This window comes from Microcoleus sp. D3_18_C4, from assembly GCF_036702355.1.
In the GTDB taxonomy this organism is placed as follows: Bacteria; Cyanobacteriota; Cyanobacteriia; order Cyanobacteriales; family Microcoleaceae; genus Microcoleus.
The window spans coordinates 1-24970 of the sequence record NZ_JAUBTF010000034.1 but is presented as its reverse complement, the minus strand read 5'-3'; the positions used below and the strand labels follow the sequence as shown (position 1 = coordinate 24970).

Genomic DNA, 24970 nt, shown 5'->3' with positions numbered 1-24970 from the left:
AATAATTAGAAAATATCACACATTAACTACCTTGCCGTCTTCAATAACTCGCTGAGGTTGTTGAGGTCGTAAAAAATGCCCAAATTGAGCATACAAAGCTGGTAAAACTAACAGAGTCAAGGCAGTAGAAGTAAATAACCCTCCTAAAACTACGACTGACAGCGGTTGCAAAATTTCCTTGCCCGCCCCACCTTCAAATACTAAAGGTGCTAAACCCAAAGCTGAAGTTAAAGCGGTCATCAGGATGGCGTTGAGCCGTTCCATCGAGCCTTTAATAATTGCTTCCTTAAAAGGCAGTCCTTCAGCAAATTTAGTGTTGTAGTTGTCTACTAATAACAAGCCGTTACGGGTAGCAACTCCGAATAATGTGACAAAGCCAACCAGGGAAGCTACAGAGATGATGCTACCAGTCACAGCTACCGCAATTACTCCTCCCACTAAGCCGATCGGCAAATTAATCATAATCATAGCAGTTGAAGGAATTGACTTGACGGACAAGTACATCAATACTGTAATTACCAAAAAGGCGATCGCACTAAATATCATAATATTTTGCGAAGCTCTTTGCTCGGCTTCAAATTGACCACCGTACTGGATAAAATAGCCAAAAGGCAACTGCACCTCTCGTTTGACTTTAGCTTGAATTTCATTCACAACCGATCGCAAATCTCGACCTTTAGCATTAGCCGCCGCTACAATCAGGCGAGAAACATTCTCGCGGTTAATCGTATTGGGACCCGTACCGTATTTAACAGTCGCAACTTGGGCGAGGGGAATCTTGTTGCCGCTTGGAGTATCAACCAGCAAATTCTGAATAGTTTCTAAGTTATTTCGGGCTTCCGGCTGCAACCAAACAACTAAGTCAAAAGTTTGCTGCACTTCCAAAACTTGAGAAACAACCTTGCCGTTTAAAGCTGTTTCAATAATTTCAGAAAGCTCTCCGATTTTCAAACCGTATCTACCCGCAGCTTGACGGTTAAACTTAATTTGAATTTGTGGCACTGGCACCTGCGGTTCTAGTTGCAAATCCACAATGCCTTCCACTGTTTTCATTTGCTCTTCAACTTTGGCACCGATGCTACGAAGCTGATCCAAATCCGGGCCAAAGATTTTGACAGCAATCTGACTTCTGACACCAGATAAAACCTCATCCATCCGGTGAGAAATAAAACCGCCGATATTTGGTGCAACTCCCGGCAATTTACCAAACTCCTGCCGCAGCGCTTCCAAAGTTTTCGGCCGGTTTTTCATGCCCTCCTCGCTTAAACCAATATCAATGTGAGCTAAATTAACTCCCGCAGCATCAGCATCACCCGGAGCTCTGCCCGATCGCACTTGCACGTATTGAAACCTGGTATCATCCTTCAGTGCATCTTCAATAGCAAAAGCCGCGCTATCTGTTGTCTCCAAAGACACCCCCGGATAAAGCATAATAGTATTCACCAAAGTTTGCTCCTGAAACTCCGGCAAAAACACCCGCCCAAAAGATGGCAAAATAATTAATGCAGCCACTATACTAGCAGCCGCAAAAGCTAAAATAATCGCCGAATAACGCATTGAAATTCTGATACAATAATGATAAATATGCTTGCAAAATCTCGGCAACCAAGGTTCTTTACCACTCATGCATTTGGTAGGCAACAAAATAGCGCAAAGGGCCGGAGATATTAACAGCGATTCCAGACTAGAAATCACCACAACTACCAAATAAGTAATCCCCATAGGCGTAAAAATTCGACCTTCTACACCGGGCAAAGTAAAAATTGGCGAAAACACCACAATGCCAATAACAGTGGCTCCAATTAACGAATCGCGCACCTCCTGACTGCCATCAAAAATCACATCCATCACCGGGCGATGATGAAGAGAAGACGCATTTTCTCTCAAATTGCGGTAGGTATTTTCGGCATAGACGATCGCATCGTCGATCGCAGTGCCGATCGCCACCGACAAACCCCCCAAAGTCATCGTATTCAGCCCCAGCCCCAGCCAATACATCGCCAGCAACGCCAACAGCCAAGTTAGGAAGAAATCCAGCAAAACAACCGCCAGAGTGCGCCAATTCATCAAAAACGGGATGAGAATCAGGGTGACGATAATGCTACCTTCAACTAAAGCCGATCGCACATTCTCCACCGAGGAATTAATATATTCTTCCTGTCGAAAAGTCACAGTAACTTTAATATCTTTGGGCAGAGCTTGCTGCACCTCAGCCATTGCTGCCTCAACCGCTTTCGTTACCGTCGGAGTATCAGCAACTGGCTGTCTGTTTACCATCACAATCACAGCTTTTTTGCCGTTAAAACTGCCATCGCCCCGCTTGATAGCAGCCCCAATCTTGACATCAGCCACATCACTAATTCTGACGGGTGTTCCGTGGCGAGAGTCGATCGCCGATTGCTGCAAATCTTCCAGAGACTCAATCCGCCCCACCCCCCGGATTAAAGTTTCTCGATCCGGCGTAATTAAATACCCCCCCGGCGCGTTAACATTCGCAGCCGCCGCCGCTTCAGCAACTTGCTGCAAAGACACATTAAAAGCTTTCAACTTGGCAGGTTCTACTAATACTTGATACTGCCTTTCTTCGCCGCCGTAAGCTACTACTTGAGCAACGCCAGTCACTGCCAAAAGCCGATTTGTGACTTGCCAATCAACTAGACGGCGCACTTCCATCAAAGGAGTAGTTTCCGAGGTAAAAGCATAGGTAATAACAGTGCCCACAGGAGAAGTTGTGGGAGAAATTTGTGGTGTTTCTACCCCAGCCGGGAGTTTGCTTTGCGCTTGCTGCAACCGTTCTGTGATCAACTGCCGCGCTTGATAAATTTCAGTTCCCCAATCAAAGATTACCTTAACCGCAGAAAGGCCCACAGCCGAAGACGATCGCACTGCTGTCACCCCAGGAGTTCCATTAATTGCACTTTCAATTGGTAGTGTTACCAAAGACTCGATTTCTTCCGGCGCGAGCCCCGGTGCTTCTGTCTGAATTTCGACTTGCGGCGGTGCAAAAGGAGGGAAGACATCAAGGGACATTTTGGGGATGATAGAAAATGTCCACAGACTAACAATAATCGTGGCGACAAGGACTAGCCAGCGACGGTTAATTACCCATCTAAGAATAGTGCTGAACATTTAATAATTTGGGAATTGGGCATTGGGAATTGGGCATTGGGCATTGATAAAAACAGCTCTCCGTGTATCCGTGACTTTCGTGTCGTGCTGTTACTTTAAACTCTTGACTTCTGTCTCTTGAGTTTTAACGTGATGGTTGTTATTGTTTAACAGCAATTCCTCGTCCCAGGTCGATGTAGAGGCGGAAAAACCATTATTTGCAGCATGGTTTCCAGAATCCGCTGCTATTGCTGGCAATTTGCGCCGATTTCCCCACAACACGCCGGCTGTGAAAGTCAGAGATGCGATCGCAACTCCTCCCCCTATTCCCGCCCACCATAAAGACACGGGTAAATTATTAAAATTAACCTCTGTTGCTTTTGGAGTTGCGTCTTTCTTTGCCTCGTCTTTTGAGGGCTTGCTGTCCCCCCGCAAAGATTGTGCGTAAAGTTGAGGTGCTCGCTGCGTTACTATCAAATCTCCCTCGAATAAACCCCTCTTAACTTCAACTAAATCTCCGGCCGTTTGACCGAGTTCAATTTCAACCGCTTGATAAGCATTGCCATTTTGGACGTAAACGGTTTTTTTCCCGCTAACATCCACTACCGCCGCACTCGGAATTGCTAAAATATTTGTGGCAGTTTTGTCTGTTAAAATCTCCAACTCCGCAAACAGTCCTGGCTTTAATTCACCGTTAATATTATCTAGTTCTGCTTTCACGGGTACAACCCGCGTTTCTCCTGACACGGATGACCCAATTAAGGCGATTTTTCCCTTGAAAGTGCGATCGGGTAAATTAGCGACTTTTACCCTGACTTCCTGGCCCTGTTTTACTTGATTCAGGTCTTTTTCGTAAATATTGGCTGTGGCAAAAACGCGGCTGTCATTTAAGAGGCTCATCAACGGTTTTTCAGCGTTTACTGACTCGCCTGGGGTAATTTCGCGATCGGCTACCGTGCCCGAAATCGGAGCAACTACGGTAACGAGTCCTTGATCGTTGGCAACAGTTCCTAATTGTTGCAGTCGCGCTTGATAGGCTGCGTCAGCCAAGCGAATGCGCGACTGAGCGACTTCGACGGCAGTTTTGCCGCGTTTGAGTTGGTTCTCGGCTTCTAGGACTTCCCGGCGACTCTGAGCTCTGGTAAGTTGAGCTTTTGCTTCTGCTACTCTGCCTTGAGATTCCCGCAATTCCCGCATTGGCAGGTCTACTTCGGCTTGTTTAATTTCGGTTTGGGCTTTGATAACTTCAGGACGGCTTTTTGCCTTAGCAACAGCGGCTTTTGCTTCTGCGAAGTGGGCTTGCGATTCCAGCATTGTGCGCCGCGCGATCGCCCCAGATGCCACTAATTCTTTGTCGCGATCGAACTGTTCTTTAGCCACTGTCAGTTCAGTTTCTGCCCGCGCTATTTCTGCTTGCGCTATTTCAACTTGACGCTGATAGTTTTCTTGAGCGGCTTGCACCACGGAACGATTATTTACTAATTCTTGTTCTTGCTGGTACTGCTTAGTTACCGCTGTCAACTGGGTTTGGGCTTGGGCGATTTCTGCTGCGGATATTTGACTTTGGCGATCGTAATTTTCTCGTGCTAGTTTGAAATCTCCTTCCGCTTGCTGCAAATCGGCCTCAGCTTCGGCACGTTTCGAGAGAGATTCAACCCGCAATTGTCCTAATTCTGAACTCGATACAACCGCAAGGGTTTGACCTTTTGATACTTTGTCCCCAGGCTTAACCAGCAACTCTACTACTTTCCCAGCAACAGGAGCCGTAACTTCTACTTTTTCGTTGGGTAAAGTTTCAATTTGTCCTGTGGTTTTGATGCCGATATCTAGTCGCTGGCGAGCGGCAGGGGAGACTTTAATTCCTAATCGTTTTGCTGTTTCGGCATCGACAGAAATAGCAGCAGGAGTTTCAGTTGTTTCGCCGCTATGGTGAAATTCATTTCCGTGGCCAGCGTGGGCAAAAACAGCGGCAGGAGAACTTAGCAAAATTAGGCTGAACAAACTTCCCGAAAAGCTGCTAATAATTGCCGGAGATTGAGCATATTTATGAAATATCATCTTTGGCATTGTCCTTGAAATCAGGTTGAGTGCCACAGGTTTAGCAGTTGGTATTTTGCCAAGGTAAGTAAGTGATACCCATTAAGTAAAGTTACTTATTAGCATTTTCCAAGAAGCGACCGCTAAGCAATGACCAAGAGCTAGAAATGCTCTACTCAACCTAGTATTTCATGGTCAAATGAAATTAGGATGAAATTTCGCATCAGCAGCCCAGATGCCCACCAGATTCTAAAATACGAAGATAAGTTTCGCCTAATGACAAGCGATTGGGCTGTATATTTTTTTCCGGTTTTTTAATCTCTGCTCGCGCTTCAATTTCGTTTGTCAATGCGCTGACTAGATCATCTACGGCTGTATTTGATTTATAACTGGTGTTTAATTCCAAGCTATTCAATATCATACACTACCCTCTCTATCTATATAGCTTTTTGCTGACCTATCTACTACTTTAGACGTAGATTCGATCCAGTGTCTACAGTATTCTTACGTAACTTTCTACTACTTTAGAGGTAGGACGGTTCAATTATCTACAGTATGTGTAGTGTAGGTACTCTCAGGAAACTGAGGTGGAGTCAGACAAATGCTGACAGCCACAGTCGAGCTACATTACTTTGTCTACCAAGGTTGTCGCCACTTTTTCCTTTGCTCAATTTCTTGCTTTTGTGAAGCAAGTATTTTCGGAAATCTTGAGCTACTGTGATTAATGTCACTCATTTTGGGGATTTGTGTCACCTTTTGTTTAGGGTAGCTAAATTACTGTTTATACCAAGCTTGCCGCCACTGTTTCATTTGCTGAATTTCTTGCTTTTGCGAAGTCAGAATTTCTTGAGCTAATTTCTTCATTTCCGGGCGTTTTGACTTCTTCAAAGCATCTTCAGCCATCACTAAAGCTCCTTCGTGGTGAGGAATCATCGCATTAATAAATCGCAAGTCAAATTGGTCGTCAGCGGCCCCTAAATCCATGCTCATCATCATGCTTTGCATTTGTTCGGGAGTCATTGCCATCATGTGACCCATGGGACCGTGATAAGCCATCGGCGTACTGCTGGCTTTGGGATACCAAGTTTTTCGCCACTCTTTCATTTGATTTATTTCGCGTTTTTGAGCAGCAATTATATCAGTGGCAAGTTTCTTCATTTCTGGGCGTTTGGATTGTTTAAGCACATCTTGAGCCATGTTTACAGCACCTTGATGGTGTACTGTCATGCCATCAATAAATCGCAAATCGTAGTCGGCATCAGCAGGGCCTAAATCCATTGACATATCGTGATTCATGCCATGATTCATGCCATGATTCATGCCACCCATGCCACCGCCTTGTACCACGTCTTGCTTGTTGTTTGCTTCAGTTGCAGCCGTAACATTTGGGGCTTGAGTTTCGCTGGAAGGGGCTTTTGAACAAGCTGCAAGCACTCCACTGGTAAAAGCGGCTGTGGCGGTCAACATCAGCGCTGCAAAGCCTGTTTTCAATGAAATTGGTTTCATAGAGCTTATATCCTTAAAACTGCCATTTATTTTCAGTTTTTCATATATAAATGAAATTAGGATGAAATTTTTCTGGCAAACTTGTAAAGAATTATTTCTGTGCCCTCGATCGCACTCAAAGTTAAGATTTACAGAACTCACTTGCACCTAATTATCTATGTACACAGTGCGCGCCTTACCCCTAGGGGTAGCGTGTCAAACCACTTTTTTCATAATTCCTGATTTATTTTGCAATTCCCCTTGACTCTCCAGTGTACTGGAGACATTACAATACAGTTAATTCATTGATTGAGCAGAGTAGTTTCTGCTGAGGTTCAAATTATGACTTTTCAGCTAAAAGTTCCTAAGATGGCTTGTTCTGCTTGTGCGACTACAATCACAAAAGCAGTCCAAGCCATTGACTCAGCCTCAACGGTTGAGGCTGATCTCAAGACAAAATTGGTCACGATTCACACCGCTAAGTCAGAAAGTGAAGTTAGGAAAGCGATCGCATCGGCGGGCTATCCAACTATTTAAAGACAAAGGGTAAATGTCTCATTGAGGATGGCATCTATGGACAATCTCACACTTAAATTGCGGGGCATGAGTTGTGCTTCTTGTGCTTCATCTATCGAACAAGCAATTCAATCTGTTCCCGGCGTAATTGAGTGCCATGTCAATTTTGGGATGGAACAAGCAACCATCCAATACGATTCCAAGCAAACCAACTTAGAAACAATTCAATCGGCGGTTGATGATGCGGGATACCAAGCTTTGCCGCTTCAAGAAATGGCGGCGCCAGAGGATGATTCCGAACAAGCCGATCGCAAATCTGAATCTCAAACCTTGCAGCGGAAACTCTGGACAGCAGGTATCATCAGCATCCTGCTAGTTGTGGGCGCTATTCCAGCCATGACCGGCTTGCACCTGCCATTTATTCCCGCGTGGCTGCACAATTATTGGCTGCAATTAGCCCTGACATCCCCCGTACAATTCTGGTGCGGGAAATCGTTTTATGTGGGAGCTTGGAAATCCCTAAAACGGCGGGTGGCGACAATGGATACCTTGATTGCCTTGGGTACCAGTGCTGCTTACTTTTATTCTGTATTTGTGACATTTTTCCCAGGTTTATTCACAGCCAAAGGTTTAAATTCTGGCGTTTACTACGAAGTTGCAGCCAGCGTTATCGCCTTAATTTTGTTGGGGAAAACCCTAGAAAATCGGGCGAAGGGAGAGACTTCGGAGGCCATTCGCAAACTCATGGGTTTGCAAGCAAAAACTGCTCGGATAATTCGCAACGGGGAAGAGTTGGAAGTGCCGATCGCCCAAGTGGAAATTGGCGACATCGTGCAGGTGCGGCCGGGAGAGCAAATCCCGGTAGACGGAGATGTTATTGAAGGCTCTTCCACAGTAGACGAAGCAATGGTTACGGGAGAAAGTTTGCCTGTCAAAAAGCAGCTTGGCGACGAAGTTATCGGAGCCACAATTAACAAAACTGGCAGCTTCAAGTTTCGGGCGACAAGAGTTGGTAAAGATACATTTTTAGCTCAAATTGTCAAGATGGTGCAGGACGCACAGGGGTCAAAAGCACCGATCCAAAAGTTAGCAGACCAAGTGACTGGTTGGTTTGTTCCCACAGTAATTGCCGTCGCTTTAGCTACTTTTCTTATCTGGTTTAACGCGACGGGAAACTTCACTCTAGCCACAGTGACAATGGTGGAAGTGCTGATTATTGCCTGTCCCTGCGCTTTGGGTTTGGCGACTCCGACTGCTGTGATGGTGGGAACTGGTAAAGGTGCAGAAAATGGGATTTTAATTAAAGGAGCCGAGAGTTTAGAATTGGCTCATAAAATCCAAATTATCGTATTAGATAAAACGGGAACTCTCACAGAAGGCAAGCCGACTGTAACTGATTTTGTGACAATTAAAGGAACGGAGAATAGCAATGAGTTAAAGTTGCTGCAATTGGCGGCGTCTGTAGAGCGAAATTCGGAGCATCCTTTGGGGGAAGCTGTTGTTAGATATGCTCAATCTCAAGAGGTTAATTTGACGGATGTTAAGGATTTTGAGGCGATCGCCGGGAGTGGCGTGCGCGGGGTTGTAGGCGGAAAGTCGATCGCCCTGGGAACGCTGAGGTGGATGCAGGAACTAGGCTGCGATACTGAATATCTGGAACTGCGCGCGAGAGCTTTGGAAGCTGCGAGCAAAACGGTTGTTTGGATGGCTGTAGCAGGCAAAATAGAGGCAATTCTGGGCATTGCGGATGCTCTCAAACCATCGTCAGCGCAGGCGGTGAAAGCACTTCAAAAACTCGGTTTAGAGGTGGCGATGCTGACGGGGGACAACCGCGCGACTGCGGAGTCGATCGCCCAATCCGTGGGCATTACTCGCGTTTTTGCGGAAGTTAGACCCGACCAAAAAGCAGCTCAAATCCAAGCCCTGCAACGGGGAGGAAAAATTGTCGCGATGGTGGGAGATGGGATTAACGACGCACCGGCTTTGGCCTTAGCAGACGTGGGAATTGCGATCGGCACCGGCACAGATGTGGCGATCGCCGCCAGCGACATTACCTTAATTTCAGGAGATTTGCAAGGCATAGTTACAGCAATTAAACTTTCCCGTGCCACCATGCGGAACATCCGCGAGAATCTGTTTTTTGCGTTTATTTATAACATCGCTGGAATACCAATCGCGGCGGGCATTTTGTACCCCATTTTTGGCTGGCTGCTCAATCCAATTATCGCCGGTGCAGCAATGGCTTTCAGTTCAGTCTCTGTACTTACTAATGCTTTGCGATTGCGGAATTTTCAAGCCAAATCTAGTGCATAAATTTGGAGGAATTAGAAAAATGTTACAGCCTAGTCAAATTTGGGGAAGTCTCGCGAGTTTAGGACTTGTGATGGGAATGGCATCGGGAGTTCAAGCTTCCCAAATTCCCGTCCAGCATTCTACTTCAACAACTAAATTCCGCAGCATTGAACAGCCACTAGGTTTAAAAGTTGGCGTCACAATAGGTGGTTTGACATTAATTGGTTTGGAATTGTGGTGGTTTTTGTTCAGTAAAGCTAAAGGGCAGCAAGCTGAATATATTCAGGGGATACAAGAGTTGACTATTACTGTAGACGGGGGTTATGAGCCTGCCACTGTAGTTGTGAAAGCAGGTCAATTAGTCAGGCTCAATTTCTTGAGGCGCGATCCCAACAGTTGTCTTGAAAAAGTGTTGTTACCAGATTTTCACATTGTGCGAGAATTACCTCTAAATCAGGTAACGGCTGTTGAATTCACCCCTCAAAAACCTGGACGATACCTATTTACTTGCGGCATGAATATGTTTCGGGGTGTGGTGGAAGTAAAAAGCTAAATCAAATAGACAGTTATCAACCTGCGGCAACTGCGACGGTTGAGGCGCGAGTTTTTTCAGCAAGAAATCGCTAAAATAGATGAAAGCTTAAAAAATTTGGAGTGAGCTAAATGCAACTACTACACACGATGCTCCGAGTCGGCAACCTGGAAGAATCCCTCAAATTTTACACCGAGGTTCTGGGCATGAAATTGCTGCGGCAAAAGGACTATCCAGACGGTAAATTTACTCTGGCTTTTGTTGGCTACGGCGAGGAATCAGACACTACAGTTTTGGAGTTAACATACAACTGGGGCGTCACAGAGTACAATTTGGGTGATGCTTACGGTCATATTGCGATCGGCGTTGACGACATTTACGGTACTTGCGAAGAAATTAAAGCCCGCAGCGGTAAAGTTATTCGGGAACCCGGCCCGATGAAGCACGGTTCAACTGTCATCGCTTTTGTGCAAGATCCAGATGGATATAAAGTTGAATTAATTCAACTGGAAAATCAAGGTAGCAACACCCATAAAGTAGCAGCAACAACCGCATCCTAACTTTCTTAAGAGGGGGAAGGGGAAGGAAAAACTATCTTCCCTCTTCCGTTTTCCTTTGGACAACTGTCAACTGTCAACTGTCAACTGAAACTTTTAATTCGATCGCACCGACGGGACAAACTGCTGCAAATAAATTTTTTGCCACAATATAGAAAAACTGCTCCCTATTTGGCTTAAGCTATCAAATTTTGGAATTAATTTAGATTCTCGGCGCTGGTCTAAAGCAGCGATCCCAGAAAAAAATACAGATAATACTAACAAAAATACTACTATCACACTAAATAAAATAGTCCAATAAACTAGAAATTCGCTTGTGTAGCTGACTGCGAATATCCACTTAATCACTAAATCCGATAAATACAAAAACAGCCCTACTGAAAACCCCACCCTGAATAATAGCCACGTCCACTTAAACATATCTGTTGCAGTCTTGCTATTTTTGGACGCAGAAAGTTCTAACTCTCTAATTTGGCTGTTAATATTTGAGGTGATTTCATACAAAGTATACTGCAAAGCATCTCTGATATAATTGAGTTCATTGTCCAGGTTTATGCACTGCTCGGATGTACTTTTATCCAAGCTCAGGTTTTGGATTTGTTTGCGGTGCGCCGCCAGTTTATTGTCTAGAGTGTAATCCCATTTTTCCAGCCGATCTACAGTCAAATACAAAAGTTCCCTATTAGCATCTAACAAGCTCTGGCAATTTATGATTGACTTAACTAACTTGCTGAGATTGTTGATATGCTCCTCTAGAGTATTTTGGGATTCCCTTTGTTTAGCTGACAATAAACTTGCGAGTTCGACATCCCGATCGCCACACAGCGACAAAGCCTCACCATACAAGTCGTCAATTTCCATTTTACCGAAATACAGAGACGCTTTGTACTCTTCTATTTCGGGAAGAGTCAGACATTCTAAGGGCTGATATTTTACATTAAATTTATATACAAGCGCTGTCATAATCTGCGCCGATTTTCGGTCTAGGTTATCTTTGTAAGGTTCTAAAATAATTGTAGCTAGATTTTTGACTTTCGCTTCCGGGTGGTGCAGGAACTCAAAAATTTTGGCAAGTATTTTAGAGAATTCCCAGTCATTAAAATTATTTTCTGCAACTTCCAAAAAGTTTGTTACCGCTGCATCGTTTTCAGCATTCAATTTGTACGGGCCCGTAAGTGCGATCGCAGCAAATACTCGATCGATCCAAAACAGATATTCTTCGCAATCCATTGGCAGAATGGGCAGCAGCCAGCTAGGGCCGTACACCCAAAAATCGAGACAATTCTCATATTCCTTGTGGCTGTCATGTCTGCTGCTGTCACCTAAAGCAAATTTGTTGCTTGCTAATAGTTGAATTTGCTCTTCTACAACCCGTCGCTCAATTTCCTCTGCATTGATTGTGGAATTGACAGCACCTTCCTTGCCTTGCCCTTGCCCTGCTTCATCCAACCAAATTGACTTAATACTAACAGCCCCAGACCACCGAATTAAAGGAGTCACTCCCCCTCGCGCTTCCTGTTCTAACGCCGCCAGCAGATTTTTGCTAAAATCACTTGCTCTAGCTTCTCTCTCACTTGATATCAGCCCCTCTCGTACCTTCCCCAATGCCTGAATTGCCAAAGCCCGAAACAGCAAATTCGGATGCGGTTTTCTGACGGCTTGCGGTATATTTTCTCTGAATATTCCGCTGTTGGGTACGCCCAAAACTTCAGCAAAAGGCTCGATGCCGCACTGTTGCAGGAATTTTTCAACTAGGTTTATTCTTTGCCAAGGTTGAGTATATTTAGTGAGAAGGAAGATTAGTGCTGTGCCGCTGCACCCCCTTGACTCAGGGATGTTAGTGCGATCGAGTTTCCACACATTGCTCGTCATAATTTGTCGCGATGACAATTACTATATCTTGACGCTGTTGTTTGATGCTCACTTCAATTTTACATCTACTGCTGCTTTTTGTCAATATTCTTCCTGGACGCATAGGGAATTTGAAACCCGGTTTCACGAGGAAGTTTATTATAACTCAAGCCTAGATTTTCCCTATAAAGCTAGTTAATAAAAGCCAATATGAACCCCGAACTAAATATATTATTTAGCAATAATTGGTCAAATGTCCAAAGTATAGGTTGGGCAACGAAACCCAACCTAATATAGTTATTTTTTGGTTGGGGCTTTTAATATTTTGTCGCTTACCATTTGATCAACGATTAAGTCGCTGATAATTTGAGCTCCGTGGGAGGTAAAGTGCAAGCCGTCATTATTTTTAACATAGCCTCGCTTACCCGATTTATTAGCAACTACTGGAACAAATTTTCCTGCTTGTGCAAATGTCTCCCAAGTAGAAATAAATTCGATTTTGGATGAAGATTTGCTGGCATTTTTATAAATATCGTTCATGATGGGAAAAGCTTTTAGATACGAAGATTTGTTAGGGATCGATTGACCGACCCAATACACTTTTCTGACGGATGACGAATCCAGTAACTTGGCATATCTTTCAACTCTTTCTTGATAAGCTTTTTGCCATTCCTTGGTCAGGACAGCGCGGCCTTTTCCTTGAGAATCAATAATATTTTGACGGTCATTTGCTCCGAACAAAACTATCACTACATCCGGCTGGTAATTATTAAAAATTTGGCTAGTTCTGGCATACCAATCATAATAATCTATCCGATTTAATCCAGTCGAGACCTTATAGTCTATTTTGGTATCGGCGATATTGTATTTTTTCTTAAGAGTGTACTGGAGTTGAATTCCTAAGTCGAACATTACGGAATCTCCAATAAATAAAAATTTGCGATAAGGTATGGTCAGTTTGGGTTTAGCTGGAGTGGGTTTTTTAGCAGTAGCAGGCTTTGGGGGTTGAACGGCAGTTTTTGTTTCGGTTTTGACAGGAGGAAGTTCTGATTCTTTGGGGATGGTATCGAAGTTAATATCTTTAATTTTGCTCCAAAAATCTTGTTCGGATTTTCGGAAACCGTCTATTTCAATCTGGCGCGCGGCTTGTTTAATTTCTGGACTGGCGAAAGGAGTGGAAGCGAAGCTTTTCAGAAATAATGATAAATTGGAAAATATTAAAGTGAGAATGACAGAAGTAACAATTAGCAAAAATTCCCGGTCTTTCATATTTCTTAAAAATTAAAGTAAATAAAAGGCGGAACGGTACTTGGCCCCAACATCAAGATAGTATACACGAGCAGCGAAACTAAGACAACCCGAAAGAAAATGTTTTTTAAGGACAATACGGTTTGCAATATTTTGGCGATGCGATCGCCCCACAAGTTGATCGCGCCAATGACTGCAATTACTAAATACAATTGCCAAAAGTTAAATTGAAAAGTGGCTACAGCAGGATTGACAATTCCTTCAAAAAAACTCACCGCAGTTTCCCAGTTGGGAGTGCCGAAAAATACCCAACTACAAGTAACAAAACTAAATGTTAACAACCAACTGCAAAATTTAGCAAATCGGGGAAAGGCATAGTCTAATTTAAAGTGGATAGCTTGGGGGATATCTTTACATAAATGGTTGACAATTAATCCTAAACCGTGAATTGCTCCCCAGAAAATAAAGTTTAAACCGGCGCCGTGCCACAATCCGCCGATCGCCATTGTTAAAAATAGATTTAGGTACTTTCTCAACTTGCCGTATTTGTTGCCACCAAAGGGAAAGTAAACGTAATCCCTCAGCCACTCGGAAAGACTGATGTGCCACCGTTTCCAAAATTCTTGCAGGCTGAGCGATCGGTATGGCATATTAAAGTTAGCAATGGGTTTAAAACCCAGCAAACAGGAGATGCCGTTGGCTAAATCCGAGTAGCCGCTGAAATCTACGTAAATCAAACAGGAATAGGAAATTGCCGCGAGGATTAAATCGATGCTGCTGTACTGCTGGGGGACTTTGAAGGGCAAGTCAGTGAAGTTAAACAAAAAGCTGGCTAAAGTATATTTTTTGAATAGTCCAGACAAAATCAAAACTATAACTTCTTCAATTTTATAGTCGTATTTTTCCTGTGAATTTAGCTGCAAGTAAAATTCGCGAGCTCGCGAGATTGGCCCGGAGGCAATTTGCGGAAAATAGGTAATGTAGGCGGCATAGTCTACAAATTTCGGACAAGGGATTTTTTGCTGGTAGCAGTCGATTAAATGAGAAATCATTCTAAAAGTATAGAAAGACACGCCGACGGGGGCAATTATTTGCAAAACTGGAAAGTTGGCTGGAATTTGTAGCTGATTCAGTACCTCAAATAAGGAAGTTACAAAGAAGTTGCAATATTTAAAGATGCCTAGATAGCCAATGTTGAAAATTAGACCGGAGATTAAAGCAAATTTTTTATACTTACTCTTGCAGAGAACCCGGAGAATGATATAATTGTAGAATGTAGAGAAAATGAGGAGCAAGAGAAAGTCAAAACTCCAAAACGAATAAAATAATAAACTCGCAACTAACAAGACAATTTTATACAAATCGACTTGGGGTTTCACAGAGACGATCAGGCTAAAAATAATTAGGAAAAAAACTAGAAATTGGTAAGTGGGAAATAGCATAAGTCTCAGCCGATAAAAAATCTTGTTTCTGGCAATATTTTTATAAGTACGGCTAGCGAACCTATCCCCAAGGGTATCGCCAGAGTCGGTCTGAACGCACCAAATTTCGGGGTGGATTGCGGAGTGTAAGCTTTTGCAACAGGTCAATTAGGCCACAACTTCCGCCTTAGTTAACCGCACTCATAAATTAATAATCCTGTTTAAAGATTATGATGGTTGTGAGACGATGTATTAACGGATAACAACAGGAATCCCCTTGATTGCGAGGAACCAACGTGCAGCCAACAGACCCTAGCAAATTTACAGATCAAGCCTGGGAAGCCATTGTCAAATCCCAGGATGTAGCCCGCCGCTTTGCCAATCAGCAGCTAGAGGTTGAACATTTAGCCATCGCCCTTCTCGAACAGCAAGGCCAGGCCAACAGCATTCTCAGCAAAGCTGGAGTCGATGCCCCCCGCTTGGCCCAGCAGTTAGATGCTTTTGCCAAACGACAGCCCAGAGTTGCTAACGCTGACCAACTATACCTCGGTCGCGGCTTAGAAGTGATGTTAGATGTTGCCGAGGCCACCAGGGCGACTTGGCAAGATAATTTTATCGCCGTTGAACATTTATTAATTGGCTTAGTAGAAGACGAACGAGTCGGCCGCAGGTTGCTGACAAAAGGCGACGGGCCGCCGGGCCGCCCAGGTTACGATCGCAAACCCCCAGCCGGTACACTCGATCGACCAAAACTCGAAGAAGCAATCAAATCTTTCCGCGCCACTGCTAAAGCCCAAGAAAAAAATTCCGAAACGAAAGGCAGCCGCAGCAACGCTAAAGCCCAAGATCAAGATGGCGAAGCTAACTCCGACGCCCTCAGCAAGTACGGCCGCGATTTGACAGAAGCCGCCAAAGCCGGCAAACTCGACCCAGTAATCGGCCGCGACGAGGAAATCCGCCGCGTGGTACAAGTTCTTTCCCGTCGTCAAAAAAACAATCCAGTGTTAATTGGCGATCCCGGAGTCGGAAAAACTGCGATCGCCGAAGGTTTAGCCCAGCGAATTGTCAACGGTGACGTACCGGAATCTTTGAAAAATCGCCAGCTATTTAGCCTCGACATGGGCAGTTTAATTGCTGGGGCAAAATTCCGGGGCGAATTTGAAGAACGATTGCGGTCTGTCCTGCGGGAAGTCATCGATTCCGACGGGCAAATTGTCCTATTTATTGACGAATTGCACACGGTTGTCGGCACCGGCGGCGGTGGCAGTTCCGGTTCGGGAATGGATGCGGGAAATTTGTTAAAACCAATGTTGGCGAGAGGCGAATTGCGCTGCATCGGCGCTACAACTCTCGACGAATTCCGCAAGAATATTGAAAAAGATCCAGCCCTAGAACGCCGATTTCAACAAGTATTTGTCGGCGAACCCAGCGTTGAGGATACTGTTTCGATTTTGCGCGGATTGAAAGACCGTTACGAACGCCACCACGGGGTAAAAATTACTGATTCGGCCCTGGTAGCTGCTGCAACTTTGTCTTTCCGCTATATTTCCGATCGCTTTTTGCCGGACAAGGCGATCGACCTGGTAGATGAAGCGGCCGCCCACTTGAAAATGGAGATTACCTCTAAACCTGTGGAATTGGAAGGAATCGACCGCCGGGTGATGCAGTTGGAAATGGAAAAATTGTCGATCGAAGGCGAAGGAAAAGGTGCTCTCGCCCCTGGGCTCGGCTTCCGCGTCGAACGCATCACATCGGAGATTGACATTTTAAAAGTCAAGCAGGAAAAATTGTCCTCTCAGTGGTTGGGCGAAAAGCAGTTGTTGGATGCAATCAATAAATTGAAAGCAGAAGAAGACCAATTGCGAGTGCAAATCGAACAAGCAGAAAGGGCTTACGATTTGAATAAAGCCGCCCAGTTAAAGTACGGCAAGCTGGAAACTGCCGTGCGCGATCGCGAAGCGAAAGAAGCGGAACTGTTGAAACAGCAAGCTCAAGGTTCTTCCCTGCTGCGCGAAAAAGTTACTGAGGGCGATATTGCGGAAATTGTCGCTAAATGGACAGGGATTCCGGTTAACCGGTTGTTAGAATCGGAACGCCAAAAATTGCTGCAATTGGAAAAACACTTGCACCAAAAAGTCATCGGTCAAGAGGAAGCTGTAACAGCCGTGGCGGCGGCAATTCGGCGCGCTAGGGCGGGTATGAAAGACCCCGGAAGACCGATCGGCTCTTTCTTGTTTATGGGCCCCACAGGCGTCGGCAAAACTGAGTTAGCGCGGGCGTTGGCGGAGTTTTTGTTTGACAGCGATGATGCGATCGTCCGCATCGATATGTCGGAATACATGGAGAAGCACAGCGTTTCCCGGTTGGTAGGAGCTCCTCCCGGATATGTCGGTTACGACGAAGGCGGACAACTTTCCGAAGCAGTGCGGAGACATCCTTATTCGGTAGTGCTGTTTGACGAAGTGGAAAAAGCGCACCCGGACGTATTTAACATTTTGCTGCAAGTGTTGGATGACGGCAGAATTACCGATTCTCAAGGTCGAGTGGTTGACTTTAGAAATACCGTAATTGTGATGACTAGCAATATCGGCAGCGACCACATTTTAGACGTGTTTACTAAGAAGGAAAAAACCGTCAAAAAACCTGCTAATCGGAAGCAGGAAACGAAAGATTTGTCAAGTCAAAAGACAGATTATAAAGTGGCTGCCGATGGTACTGTTGAGGTGTCGGCTCAGCGAGTTGATGGTGATACTGTAACTAAGAGTGAAAACAAGACTGAAAACAAGAGTGAAAATGAAAATTTATTGACTCAAGACCGGGAGACAGACCAAGAGTACGAACAGATGTTAAAACGGGTGATGACAGCGCTGCGATCGCACTTCCGGCCCGAATTTCTCAATCGGGTGGACGAGATAATTTTGTTCCACACTTTGAGCAAGGTCGAATTGCGGCAAATTGTCAGCATTCAAGTCAAGCGGATCGAGCGTTTGTTGGCCGAGCAAAAAATTACTTTGGAACTGTCCGATGCGGCGAAAAACCATATCACAGATGTCGGTTACGACCCGGTTTACGGCGCTCGTCCCTTGAAACGCGCCATCCAGCGGGAGCTGGAAAACCCGCTGGCTAACAAGATTCTGGAAAATGCGTTTGTTGAGGGCGATACAATTGCGATCGACTGTGAAAATAACTCTTTGCAATTTCGCAAAAAAGACTCTCTCCCCGCGCTAGTAGGTAACAGTTTGTAGTTGCATTTAGGAACAGGCTTTCTGGCCTGTTCCACCCAAAATTAATCTTCTTTTGTCCCAGAAATCCTGGTAGTTTAAAATCATGAAACAACTAACTAGAATCACTCTGAATCCCGAAGTAATGGGAGGAAAACCCTGCATTCGTGGCTTGCGAGTTACTGTGGGTACTATAGTCGGACTGATGGCATCGGGACACTTACCGTCAGGCATTTTGCAGGCTTATCCCTACCTGGAAGAAGCAGATATATATGAAGCGCTTGCCTATGCAGCGTGGCGAGTTGAAGAAGTAGAAATTCCTATCAAAATAGCGTGAAAATTTTGATTGATATGAACCTGTCACCTGAATGGACTGTCGTATTTACTAAATACGGAATAGAGTCTCTTCATTGGTCTACAGTCGGCGATCCTCGTGCCACCGATCGCGTTATTATGGAGTGGGCGCGAGTAAATGACTATGCCGTATTCACTCATGATTTAGATTTTGGCGCACTGCTGGCCGCAACCCAAGCTGATGCTCTAGCGTGTCATTCAAGTCCGTATTCAAGACGTGCTGCCTGCTAATATAGAGAGTTTGATTGTGGAAGTGTGCCATCAATTTGAGCCACAAATTGAGTCGGGGGCGTTCATTTCTGTGGATGAAACGCGCTCTAGGGTGAGAATTTTGCCGATTACACTTCGATAATTATTTAGGGCGTGTTTCACAAAAATTAATCTGCTTGTGGAACAGGCATCTTGCCTGTCATTCAAAAATTAAGAACAGGCATCTTGCCTGTTCCACAAAAAATTAATCTGCTTGTGCAACAGGCATCTTGCCTGTTCTTGAAAATAGTCAAGCCTGCTACTTAATATTACGAATTGCTCATCGTGCGGCTGCCGTAAGCATCCATGCTGTAGGCGGGAACGCGAACGCGGTAATCAATTTCTGTTCCCGTCACTGATTTTGCCAGTTGTTCAAAAGATTCATCGTTCCAATTCCGCTCGTGGATGGGCTTTGACTGTTCGCCCAGGAAATATGCTTGAGTGCCAATTACTGAGGCCGCGACCCAACCGACGATTAAAAGAGCGATTACAATAGTCATTTTTGCTTTTTCCTTAACTTTTGTTGCTTTATGTAAACTAATGTAACGAAAATTATTAATAAACGTCAAGGTAGTGTAATGTCGTGGCAACCGTCCGGCAGGTAGTAAATACCGCACCTAATCCTGAGTCTGTAGGGTGCGCTTAGTGTCAACAAGGGCTCGATCCCCCCTAGCCCCCCTTAATAAGGGGGGAACAAGAGTGTTCTCAAAGTCCCCCTTATCAAGGGGGATTTAGGGGGATCTAGACTGGGCTAGCAGCGAGAGATACAGAGGGGTTTCAGGCTTAAGTTGACACGCCTTGGTACTGTGCTAGCTACCGCCCATCGGTAGCTAGCACAGTACCCGGATTGTGAACTGTATCCGAAATAGCAAAACAGATTTTTGAGATTTTATAGTTAAGAAATTATAAGTTTTGCGTTAATAAATTACGATTAAAAGTCTGCCGCTGGCATGAGGAATTGCGGTCAAATTATGAGTTATGATTTATCGGTTTGGATGGGAACTAACAAATCCCAATTACCAAATTTTAAGTACAAATTACTAATTACCAATCATCGCTACAAATCATGCCCAACTCAATGTTAAATGACGACCCCTTGTGGTTCAAAGACGCGATTATTTACGAAGTACCAGTTCGGGCTTTTGCCGACAGCAATGCAGACGGGATCGGCGACTTTAGAGGACTCACAGAAAAACTGGATTACCTGCAAAACTTGGGAGTAACAGCAATTTGGGTACTGCCATTTTTTCCTTCACCGCTCCGAGACGACGGCTACGATACATCTCACTATACTACGGTCAACCCGATTTACGGCACATTAGAGGACTTTAAAGACCTTTTAGAAGCAGCGCACCAACGGGGAATTAGGGTCATTATTGAGTTAATTGTTAACCACACTTCCGACCAGCACGCTTGGTTTCAGCGAGCGCGTCGCGCCCCGAAAGGCAGTAACGAAAGAGATTTTTATGTGTGGAGTGACACGCCGGAAAAATATCAAGATGCTCGGATTATTTTCCAAGATTTTGAAACATCTAATTGGGCTTGGGATGCGGTAGCAAAAGCTTATTACTGGCACCGTTTTTATTCCCACCAACCCGATTTGAATTACGACAATCCCGCCGTCCGCCAAGCCATTTTAGATGTAGTAGATTTCTGGTTGGCACTGGGAGTAGACGGACTGCGAATGGATGCGGTGCCTTACCTGTACGAGCGCGAAGGTACTAACTGCGAAAACCTGCCCGAAACTCACCTATTCCTGAAGCAATTGCGGCAGCACGTAGATGAGAAATTCCCGAACCGGATGCTGCTGGCTGAGGCGAATCAGTGGCCGGAGGATGCGGTTGAATATTACGCTAATGGGGATGAATGTCACATGAACTTTCATTTTCCGCTGATGCCGCGTTTATTTATGGCTTTGCATATGGAAGATAGCTTCCCAATTAGCGACATTCTCCAGCAAACTCCACATATTCCCAATAATTGTCAGTGGGCATTATTTTTGCGGAATCATGATGAATTGACGCTGGAAATGGTGAGTGATGAAGACCGAGATTATATGTATCGGGTTTATGCTCAAGACACTCAGGCGAGAATTAATTTGGGCATCCGCCGCCGCTTGGCTCCTTTGATGGGAAATAACCGCCGCCGCATTGAGTTGATGAATGCTTTGCTGCTGTCTCTTCCGGGTACGCCGGTGCTTTACTACGGCGATGAAATTGGCATGGGAGACAATATCTATTTGGGCGATCGCAACGGGGTGAGAACTCCGATGCAGTGGAGTGGCGATCGCAATGCCGGTTTTAGCCGCGCGAACCCGCAGCGCCTGTACGCACCGCCAATTGTTGACCCTGAATATCACTACGAATCTGTTAACGTGGACGCGCAGCGGGCGAATCCGAGTTCTCTTTGGTGGTGGATGAAACGCCTGATTGCAATTAGGCAGCGCTTCCAAGCATTCGGTCGCGGAACTTGCGAGTTTCTGTACCCGGAAAACCGCAAAGTTTTAGCTTTTGTACGCACTTATCAAGACGAACACATCCTCGTAGTGGCTAATTTGTCACGCTTTGTCCAGACGGCAGAATTAGACCTGGCGCCTTTTAAAGGTGCTGTTCCGGTGGAGATTTTCGGCCGCACGGAGTTTCCTGCTGTTGGCGATTCGCCTTACTTTTTGAGTTTGAGTCCTCACACGTTTTACTGGTTTACTCTTACTGTTAAACACGAAGATTTTTCGCTGCACGGTGTTCCCACAGACTTGCCTACTTTGGCGGTCATAGGTAATTGGAAAACTGCTTTTGCTACAAGTCAGTTAAGCGATATGCTGCTTAATCTTTTGCCGGGATACTTGCGGCGTAATCGCTGGTTTAGCGGTTCTGATAGGACAATTCAATCTTTAGAAATAAGTGAGGTTGTACCGATTGAATGTAAAGATAGCGCGGGAGAGGAATCTCAAGTTTACATTCTGTTTTTGCGGTTGAATTATACTGAAGGTATGCCGGAAACTTACGTTTTGCCTTTAGGGTGGGAAGAGATTAAAGGCGATGTGGACGATCGGGCGATCGCGCGCCTGCACTTCCCAGAAACCAAAAAGGAAATCGGGGTACTATTTGATGCTGCTGGGGAGAAAGGTTTTCTGAGCGCGCTGCTGGGGGCGATCGGCAATTCTCGCAGTTACAGAGGTGGTGCAGGTCAACTGGTAGGAATTGCCGACAGTTCATTCAACTCAGAACAAGATTTATCGCAGCTCGATCCTCACCTGTTTAAAAAAGAACAAAGCAATACATCCGCAGGTTACGGCGACCGCTTCGTCCTGAAAATATTGCGAAAAATCGAGGAAGGAATCAACCCCGAATTAGAAATCGGACGCTTTTTAACAGAGCGCAACTCGATCCAACACTATGCTCCAATTGCCGGAGCATTGGAATATCACACACCAGCACAACAAGTCCTTACAGTCGGAATCCTACAAAAATTAATCCCCGACAGCGTAGATGCTTGGTCTTATACATTAGACACACTGCGCGACTATTTCGAGCAAGTAATGACAGTAGAAGCAAAGCATTCTGGCGAGAATTTATCTACTGCCCCGGAAAATTATTTGCCGAACGCTTTGACCGGACAAACCCAGCGACAGCCAAACTCGCTAGTAGCGGATTTATCCCTAGAAATTCCGCCATTAGCTCGCGAACTCATCGGCTCTTACTTAGCATCAGCCGAGCTTTTAGGTCAACGGACAGCCGAACTTCACCTCGCTTTAGCGTCTGACGCAGAAAATCCCGCTTTTGCCCCAGAAAGCTTCACCTCCTTTTACCAGCGTTCCATCTATCAACACATGAGAAATCTGGCGGGAAGAACTTTGCTGGATCTGAAAAAACGGCTGTCCAAACTGCCGCCAGAAATACAAAAATCGGCGCAAAAGCTCCTCAACCGCGAAGATTTGCTCATGGAACGTTTCAAGTCTATTTTGAACTTGAGAATCACCGCCGATAGAATTCGCTGTCACGGGGACTTTCATTTCGGGCAAGTTCTTTATACAGGTAAAGACTTCGTAATTATTGATTTCGGAGGAGAACGCGATCGACCCTTAAGCGAGCGGCGGATGAAGAGGTCGCCCCTGCGAGATGTTGCAGGAATGCTGCAATCTATAAGTTACGCTGTTACTTTGGCACTCCGCAATGAAGTAGAAAGCGGCATGATTCGCCCTGAAAATCTCCCGGAGATGCAGCAGTGGGCGAACGTTTGGCACCGCTGGGTCAGCCTAACTTTTGTCAAGAGTTATTTGGCGACTGCAGCCGATGCAAGTTTCTTGCCCAAATCTATACCGGAACTACAAGTTTTGCTGGATGCTTACATTTTGGAAAAAGCGGTTGCCGAGCTAGCCTACGAACTCAATTACCGCTTAGATTTCGCGGAAATTCCGCTTCAGCGGATTCTACAATTGCTGAATTAATAAGGGCGGGTTTATCTATACTCGTTAGGGTGCGTGGCTTTTTAGTTCCTCAATTAACAGCGAGATGCTAGAAAGTCACGCACCTTATATCAATTCCGGTTGCACTCATACATGATTGTTGACTGTTGACTGTTGACTGTTGACTGTTGAATCGGGGTCGAAAAACTGAATGGTTGAGTGTTAACTGTTGACTCGATTTTATTATTCTGATGCAACCGGAAACGATATGACACCATACCAAATCTACTTTGATAACGATTTGATCGGCGAATATAATGCGCTCTTCTACAAACAAATTTCGCGCCCCGCGAGGCTAGAAGAAAAGATGGTAAAAAAATGATTTCGTATTACTTAAAATAAAGAGCGGCTTGATATAAAACTTGTTCTTGATGAGTTAACAAAGTGCAGTCAGAAAGCGGGTAAGCCACACAAGTAACAGCATAGCCAGCTTGCAATTCTGAGGGCTTCAAAAACTTTTGTTCGCTTTGGTCGATTTCACCGCTCAGCAGTTTGACAACGCAAGCAGAACACTCTCCTTGCTTGCATCCATTCGGCAAGCGGATGCCGGCATCTTCTGCCATATCTAAGATATACTGGTCGTCTGGTACTGCGATCGTGCGATCGAGCGCAAGTTCCTGATTCACCAACCGAACTTGATAAACTGCCATTTTTTTCTTATTCCTTGCGAAAGGGCGGGTTTACGATGCTGTTAGTCCTAGCAAATATTTCGGGTAAAACCCGCCCCTACAACTAGAAAGGGCGGATTTATATGGTGTATATCTAGACAATTGCTTCTTGATAATCGAGATTTTCATCGAGATAAATAGCCCGAATATCCTCCGGCAAATTTGATTCTAAAGTTTGATATCCTTTTTGCAGTAAAGCCTTTACCTGAGCTGGCGAAATAGCTTCGCCTTCTGCTTGCAAATAAGCTGCAATTCGAGTTTCGCTCCAGCGGAAAGTCTGAGCCATCAACACCACTAAACGCGGCAGCGGCGCTAACAATTCTAAGGCTTGTTTGACGTAACACCATAGGGGAGGCGGAGCCGATTGTAAAGAGTAGTGAATCGACTCAACAGGGGGCAATTCCGCTTGATTGATGCAGACGGCGGTGACATTAATCAGCCAGTTTTGGAGACTGAGATTTCCGCCATCAGACTCTTGGATTTCGCGGCGCAAATCGAGGCCTCGGAGTTCGTGATAGATGTGCAGCCAAGTGTGGGCAAACAGGTAATCGCCTTGTACGGGCGATCGTACGGAATGGCGAATCAGGGAGTGTACAATTTGAGCGTAGCGGCAAAAAATCGCCGTGAAGAACCTACCCTGATCGGGATGGTTTTGAAACAGAGTCAATAATTCCTGGTCGCTGTGGTGAAACAGGGATTTGACCACAGGATGGTTGAATTCGGAAAAATTAGGTGTTTGCACAATTGTTCTGGAAAGGTTTGGAGAATAAATGCGGGTGCAGCCCGATTCTACACGATTTGTCGATCGACATTCCAGAGTTGAGGGCCATTTTTTAGCGGTGCGGTGCCAGCAGAGCGGTATTTCTGGCATTTTGTCCCTCTTTCAAGATAATACAGGGGATTCCAGGTTTATGAAGTACAGTAGCAGCAGCTTGTAAACCAGTTTTTAAAGTGCTTAATATTAAC

Annotated in this window: 18 protein-coding genes; 8 read left to right on the top strand and 10 right to left on the bottom strand. The window is 45.1% G+C overall.

Annotated elements, in window-relative coordinates; genetic code table 11:
* Positions 1-15: 15 nt before the first annotated feature.
* From QUA90_RS17580 to QUA90_RS17565, 4 genes are all read right to left on the bottom strand, one after another.
* The gene (locus tag QUA90_RS17580; RefSeq protein ID WP_333446786.1) at positions 16-3129 is read right to left on the bottom strand and encodes an efflux RND transporter permease subunit; all 3114 of its coding nucleotides are present in this window, start codon (positions 3127-3129) and stop codon (positions 16-18) included.
* 90 nt (positions 3130-3219) lie between these two features.
* Positions 3220-5175, bottom strand: a complete 1956-nt coding sequence (locus QUA90_RS17575; protein ID WP_445300118.1) for an efflux RND transporter periplasmic adaptor subunit — start codon at positions 5173-5175, stop codon at positions 3220-3222.
* A 193-nt stretch (positions 5176-5368) separates the two neighbouring features.
* On the bottom strand, positions 5369-5566 hold the full coding sequence (locus QUA90_RS17570; protein WP_333321670.1) for a hypothetical protein: 198 nt from the start codon (positions 5564-5566) through the stop codon (positions 5369-5371).
* Between the two features lie 353 nt (positions 5567-5919).
* Positions 5920-6651 carry a DUF305 domain-containing protein gene (locus QUA90_RS17565; RefSeq protein ID WP_333321674.1) on the bottom strand — a complete coding sequence of 244 codons (732 nt, stop codon included), beginning with the start codon at positions 6649-6651 and terminating at the stop codon, positions 5920-5922.
* A gap of 321 nt (positions 6652-6972) precedes the next feature.
* On the opposite strand from QUA90_RS17565, the gene QUA90_RS17560 reads away from it, so the two are divergent.
* From QUA90_RS17560 to gloA, 4 genes are all read left to right on the top strand, one after another.
* On the top strand, positions 6973-7167 hold the full coding sequence (locus tag QUA90_RS17560; RefSeq protein ID WP_333252630.1) for a heavy-metal-associated domain-containing protein: 195 nt from the start codon (positions 6973-6975) through the stop codon (positions 7165-7167).
* A gap of 36 nt (positions 7168-7203) precedes the next feature.
* The gene (locus QUA90_RS17555; protein WP_333321677.1) at positions 7204-9459 is read left to right on the top strand and encodes a heavy metal translocating P-type ATPase; all 2256 of its coding nucleotides are present in this window, start codon (positions 7204-7206) and stop codon (positions 9457-9459) included.
* A 19-nt stretch (positions 9460-9478) separates the two neighbouring features.
* The gene (locus QUA90_RS17550; protein WP_333446783.1) at positions 9479-9991 is read left to right on the top strand and encodes a cupredoxin domain-containing protein; all 513 of its coding nucleotides are present in this window, start codon (positions 9479-9481) and stop codon (positions 9989-9991) included.
* A 110-nt stretch (positions 9992-10101) separates the two neighbouring features.
* Positions 10102-10530, top strand: coding sequence for a lactoylglutathione lyase (gloA, locus tag QUA90_RS17545; protein WP_333446782.1), 429 nt, complete (start codon positions 10102-10104; stop codon positions 10528-10530).
* A 93-nt stretch (positions 10531-10623) separates the two neighbouring features.
* On the opposite strand, the gene QUA90_RS17540 is transcribed toward gloA, so the two are convergent.
* The 3 genes from QUA90_RS17540 to QUA90_RS17530 all read right to left on the bottom strand — a co-directional run bounded on the left by QUA90_RS17540 (position 10624) and on the right by QUA90_RS17530 (position 15068).
* Entirely contained in the window at positions 10624-12399 is a 1776-nt protein-coding gene (locus QUA90_RS17540) for a hypothetical protein (RefSeq protein WP_333446780.1), read from the bottom strand.
* 276 nt (positions 12400-12675) lie between these two features.
* Positions 12676-13647, bottom strand: coding sequence for a DUF459 domain-containing protein (locus tag QUA90_RS17535; protein ID WP_333321689.1), 972 nt, complete (start codon positions 13645-13647; stop codon positions 12676-12678).
* A gap of 5 nt (positions 13648-13652) precedes the next feature.
* Positions 13653-15068, bottom strand: a complete 1416-nt coding sequence (locus QUA90_RS17530; RefSeq protein ID WP_333446778.1) for an MBOAT family O-acyltransferase — start codon at positions 15066-15068, stop codon at positions 13653-13655.
* Positions 15069-15343: 275 nt separating this feature from the next.
* Between QUA90_RS17530 and QUA90_RS17525 the strand changes: the two genes are divergently transcribed.
* From QUA90_RS17525 to QUA90_RS17515, 3 genes are all read left to right on the top strand, one after another.
* The gene (locus QUA90_RS17525) at positions 15344-18292 is read left to right on the top strand and encodes an AAA family ATPase (RefSeq protein ID WP_333446776.1); all 2949 of its coding nucleotides are present in this window, start codon (positions 15344-15346) and stop codon (positions 18290-18292) included.
* A gap of 82 nt (positions 18293-18374) precedes the next feature.
* On the top strand, positions 18375-18605 hold the full coding sequence (locus QUA90_RS17520; protein ID WP_333446774.1) for a DUF433 domain-containing protein: 231 nt from the start codon (positions 18375-18377) through the stop codon (positions 18603-18605).
* Complete coding sequence (locus QUA90_RS17515) at positions 18602-18853, top strand: DUF5615 family PIN-like protein (protein ID WP_332947107.1); 252 nt, start codon at positions 18602-18604, stop codon at positions 18851-18853. The genes QUA90_RS17520 and QUA90_RS17515 overlap by 4 nt, the downstream gene beginning before the upstream one ends.
* Positions 18854-19140: 287 nt before the next feature.
* Here the strand turns inward: QUA90_RS17515 and QUA90_RS17510 are convergent, their stop codons facing one another.
* Entirely contained in the window at positions 19141-19371 is a 231-nt protein-coding gene (locus QUA90_RS17510) for a photosystem II protein, Psb35-related (protein WP_006634333.1), read from the bottom strand.
* Positions 19372-19937: 566 nt separating this feature from the next.
* Here QUA90_RS17510 and treS point away from each other — a divergent pair.
* Complete coding sequence (gene treS / locus QUA90_RS17505; protein ID WP_333321701.1) at positions 19938-23318, top strand: maltose alpha-D-glucosyltransferase; 3381 nt, start codon at positions 19938-19940, stop codon at positions 23316-23318.
* A gap of 347 nt (positions 23319-23665) precedes the next feature.
* On the opposite strand, the gene QUA90_RS17500 is transcribed toward treS, so the two are convergent.
* Together QUA90_RS17500 and QUA90_RS17495 are read right to left on the bottom strand one after the other, a co-directional pair.
* Complete coding sequence (locus tag QUA90_RS17500; RefSeq protein ID WP_242724852.1) at positions 23666-23986, bottom strand: 2Fe-2S iron-sulfur cluster-binding protein; 321 nt, start codon at positions 23984-23986, stop codon at positions 23666-23668.
* Positions 23987-24098: 112 nt separating this feature from the next.
* Entirely contained in the window at positions 24099-24746 is a 648-nt protein-coding gene (locus QUA90_RS17495) for a sigma-70 family RNA polymerase sigma factor (RefSeq protein ID WP_333446839.1), read from the bottom strand.
* Between the last annotated feature and the right edge of the window lie 224 nt (positions 24747-24970).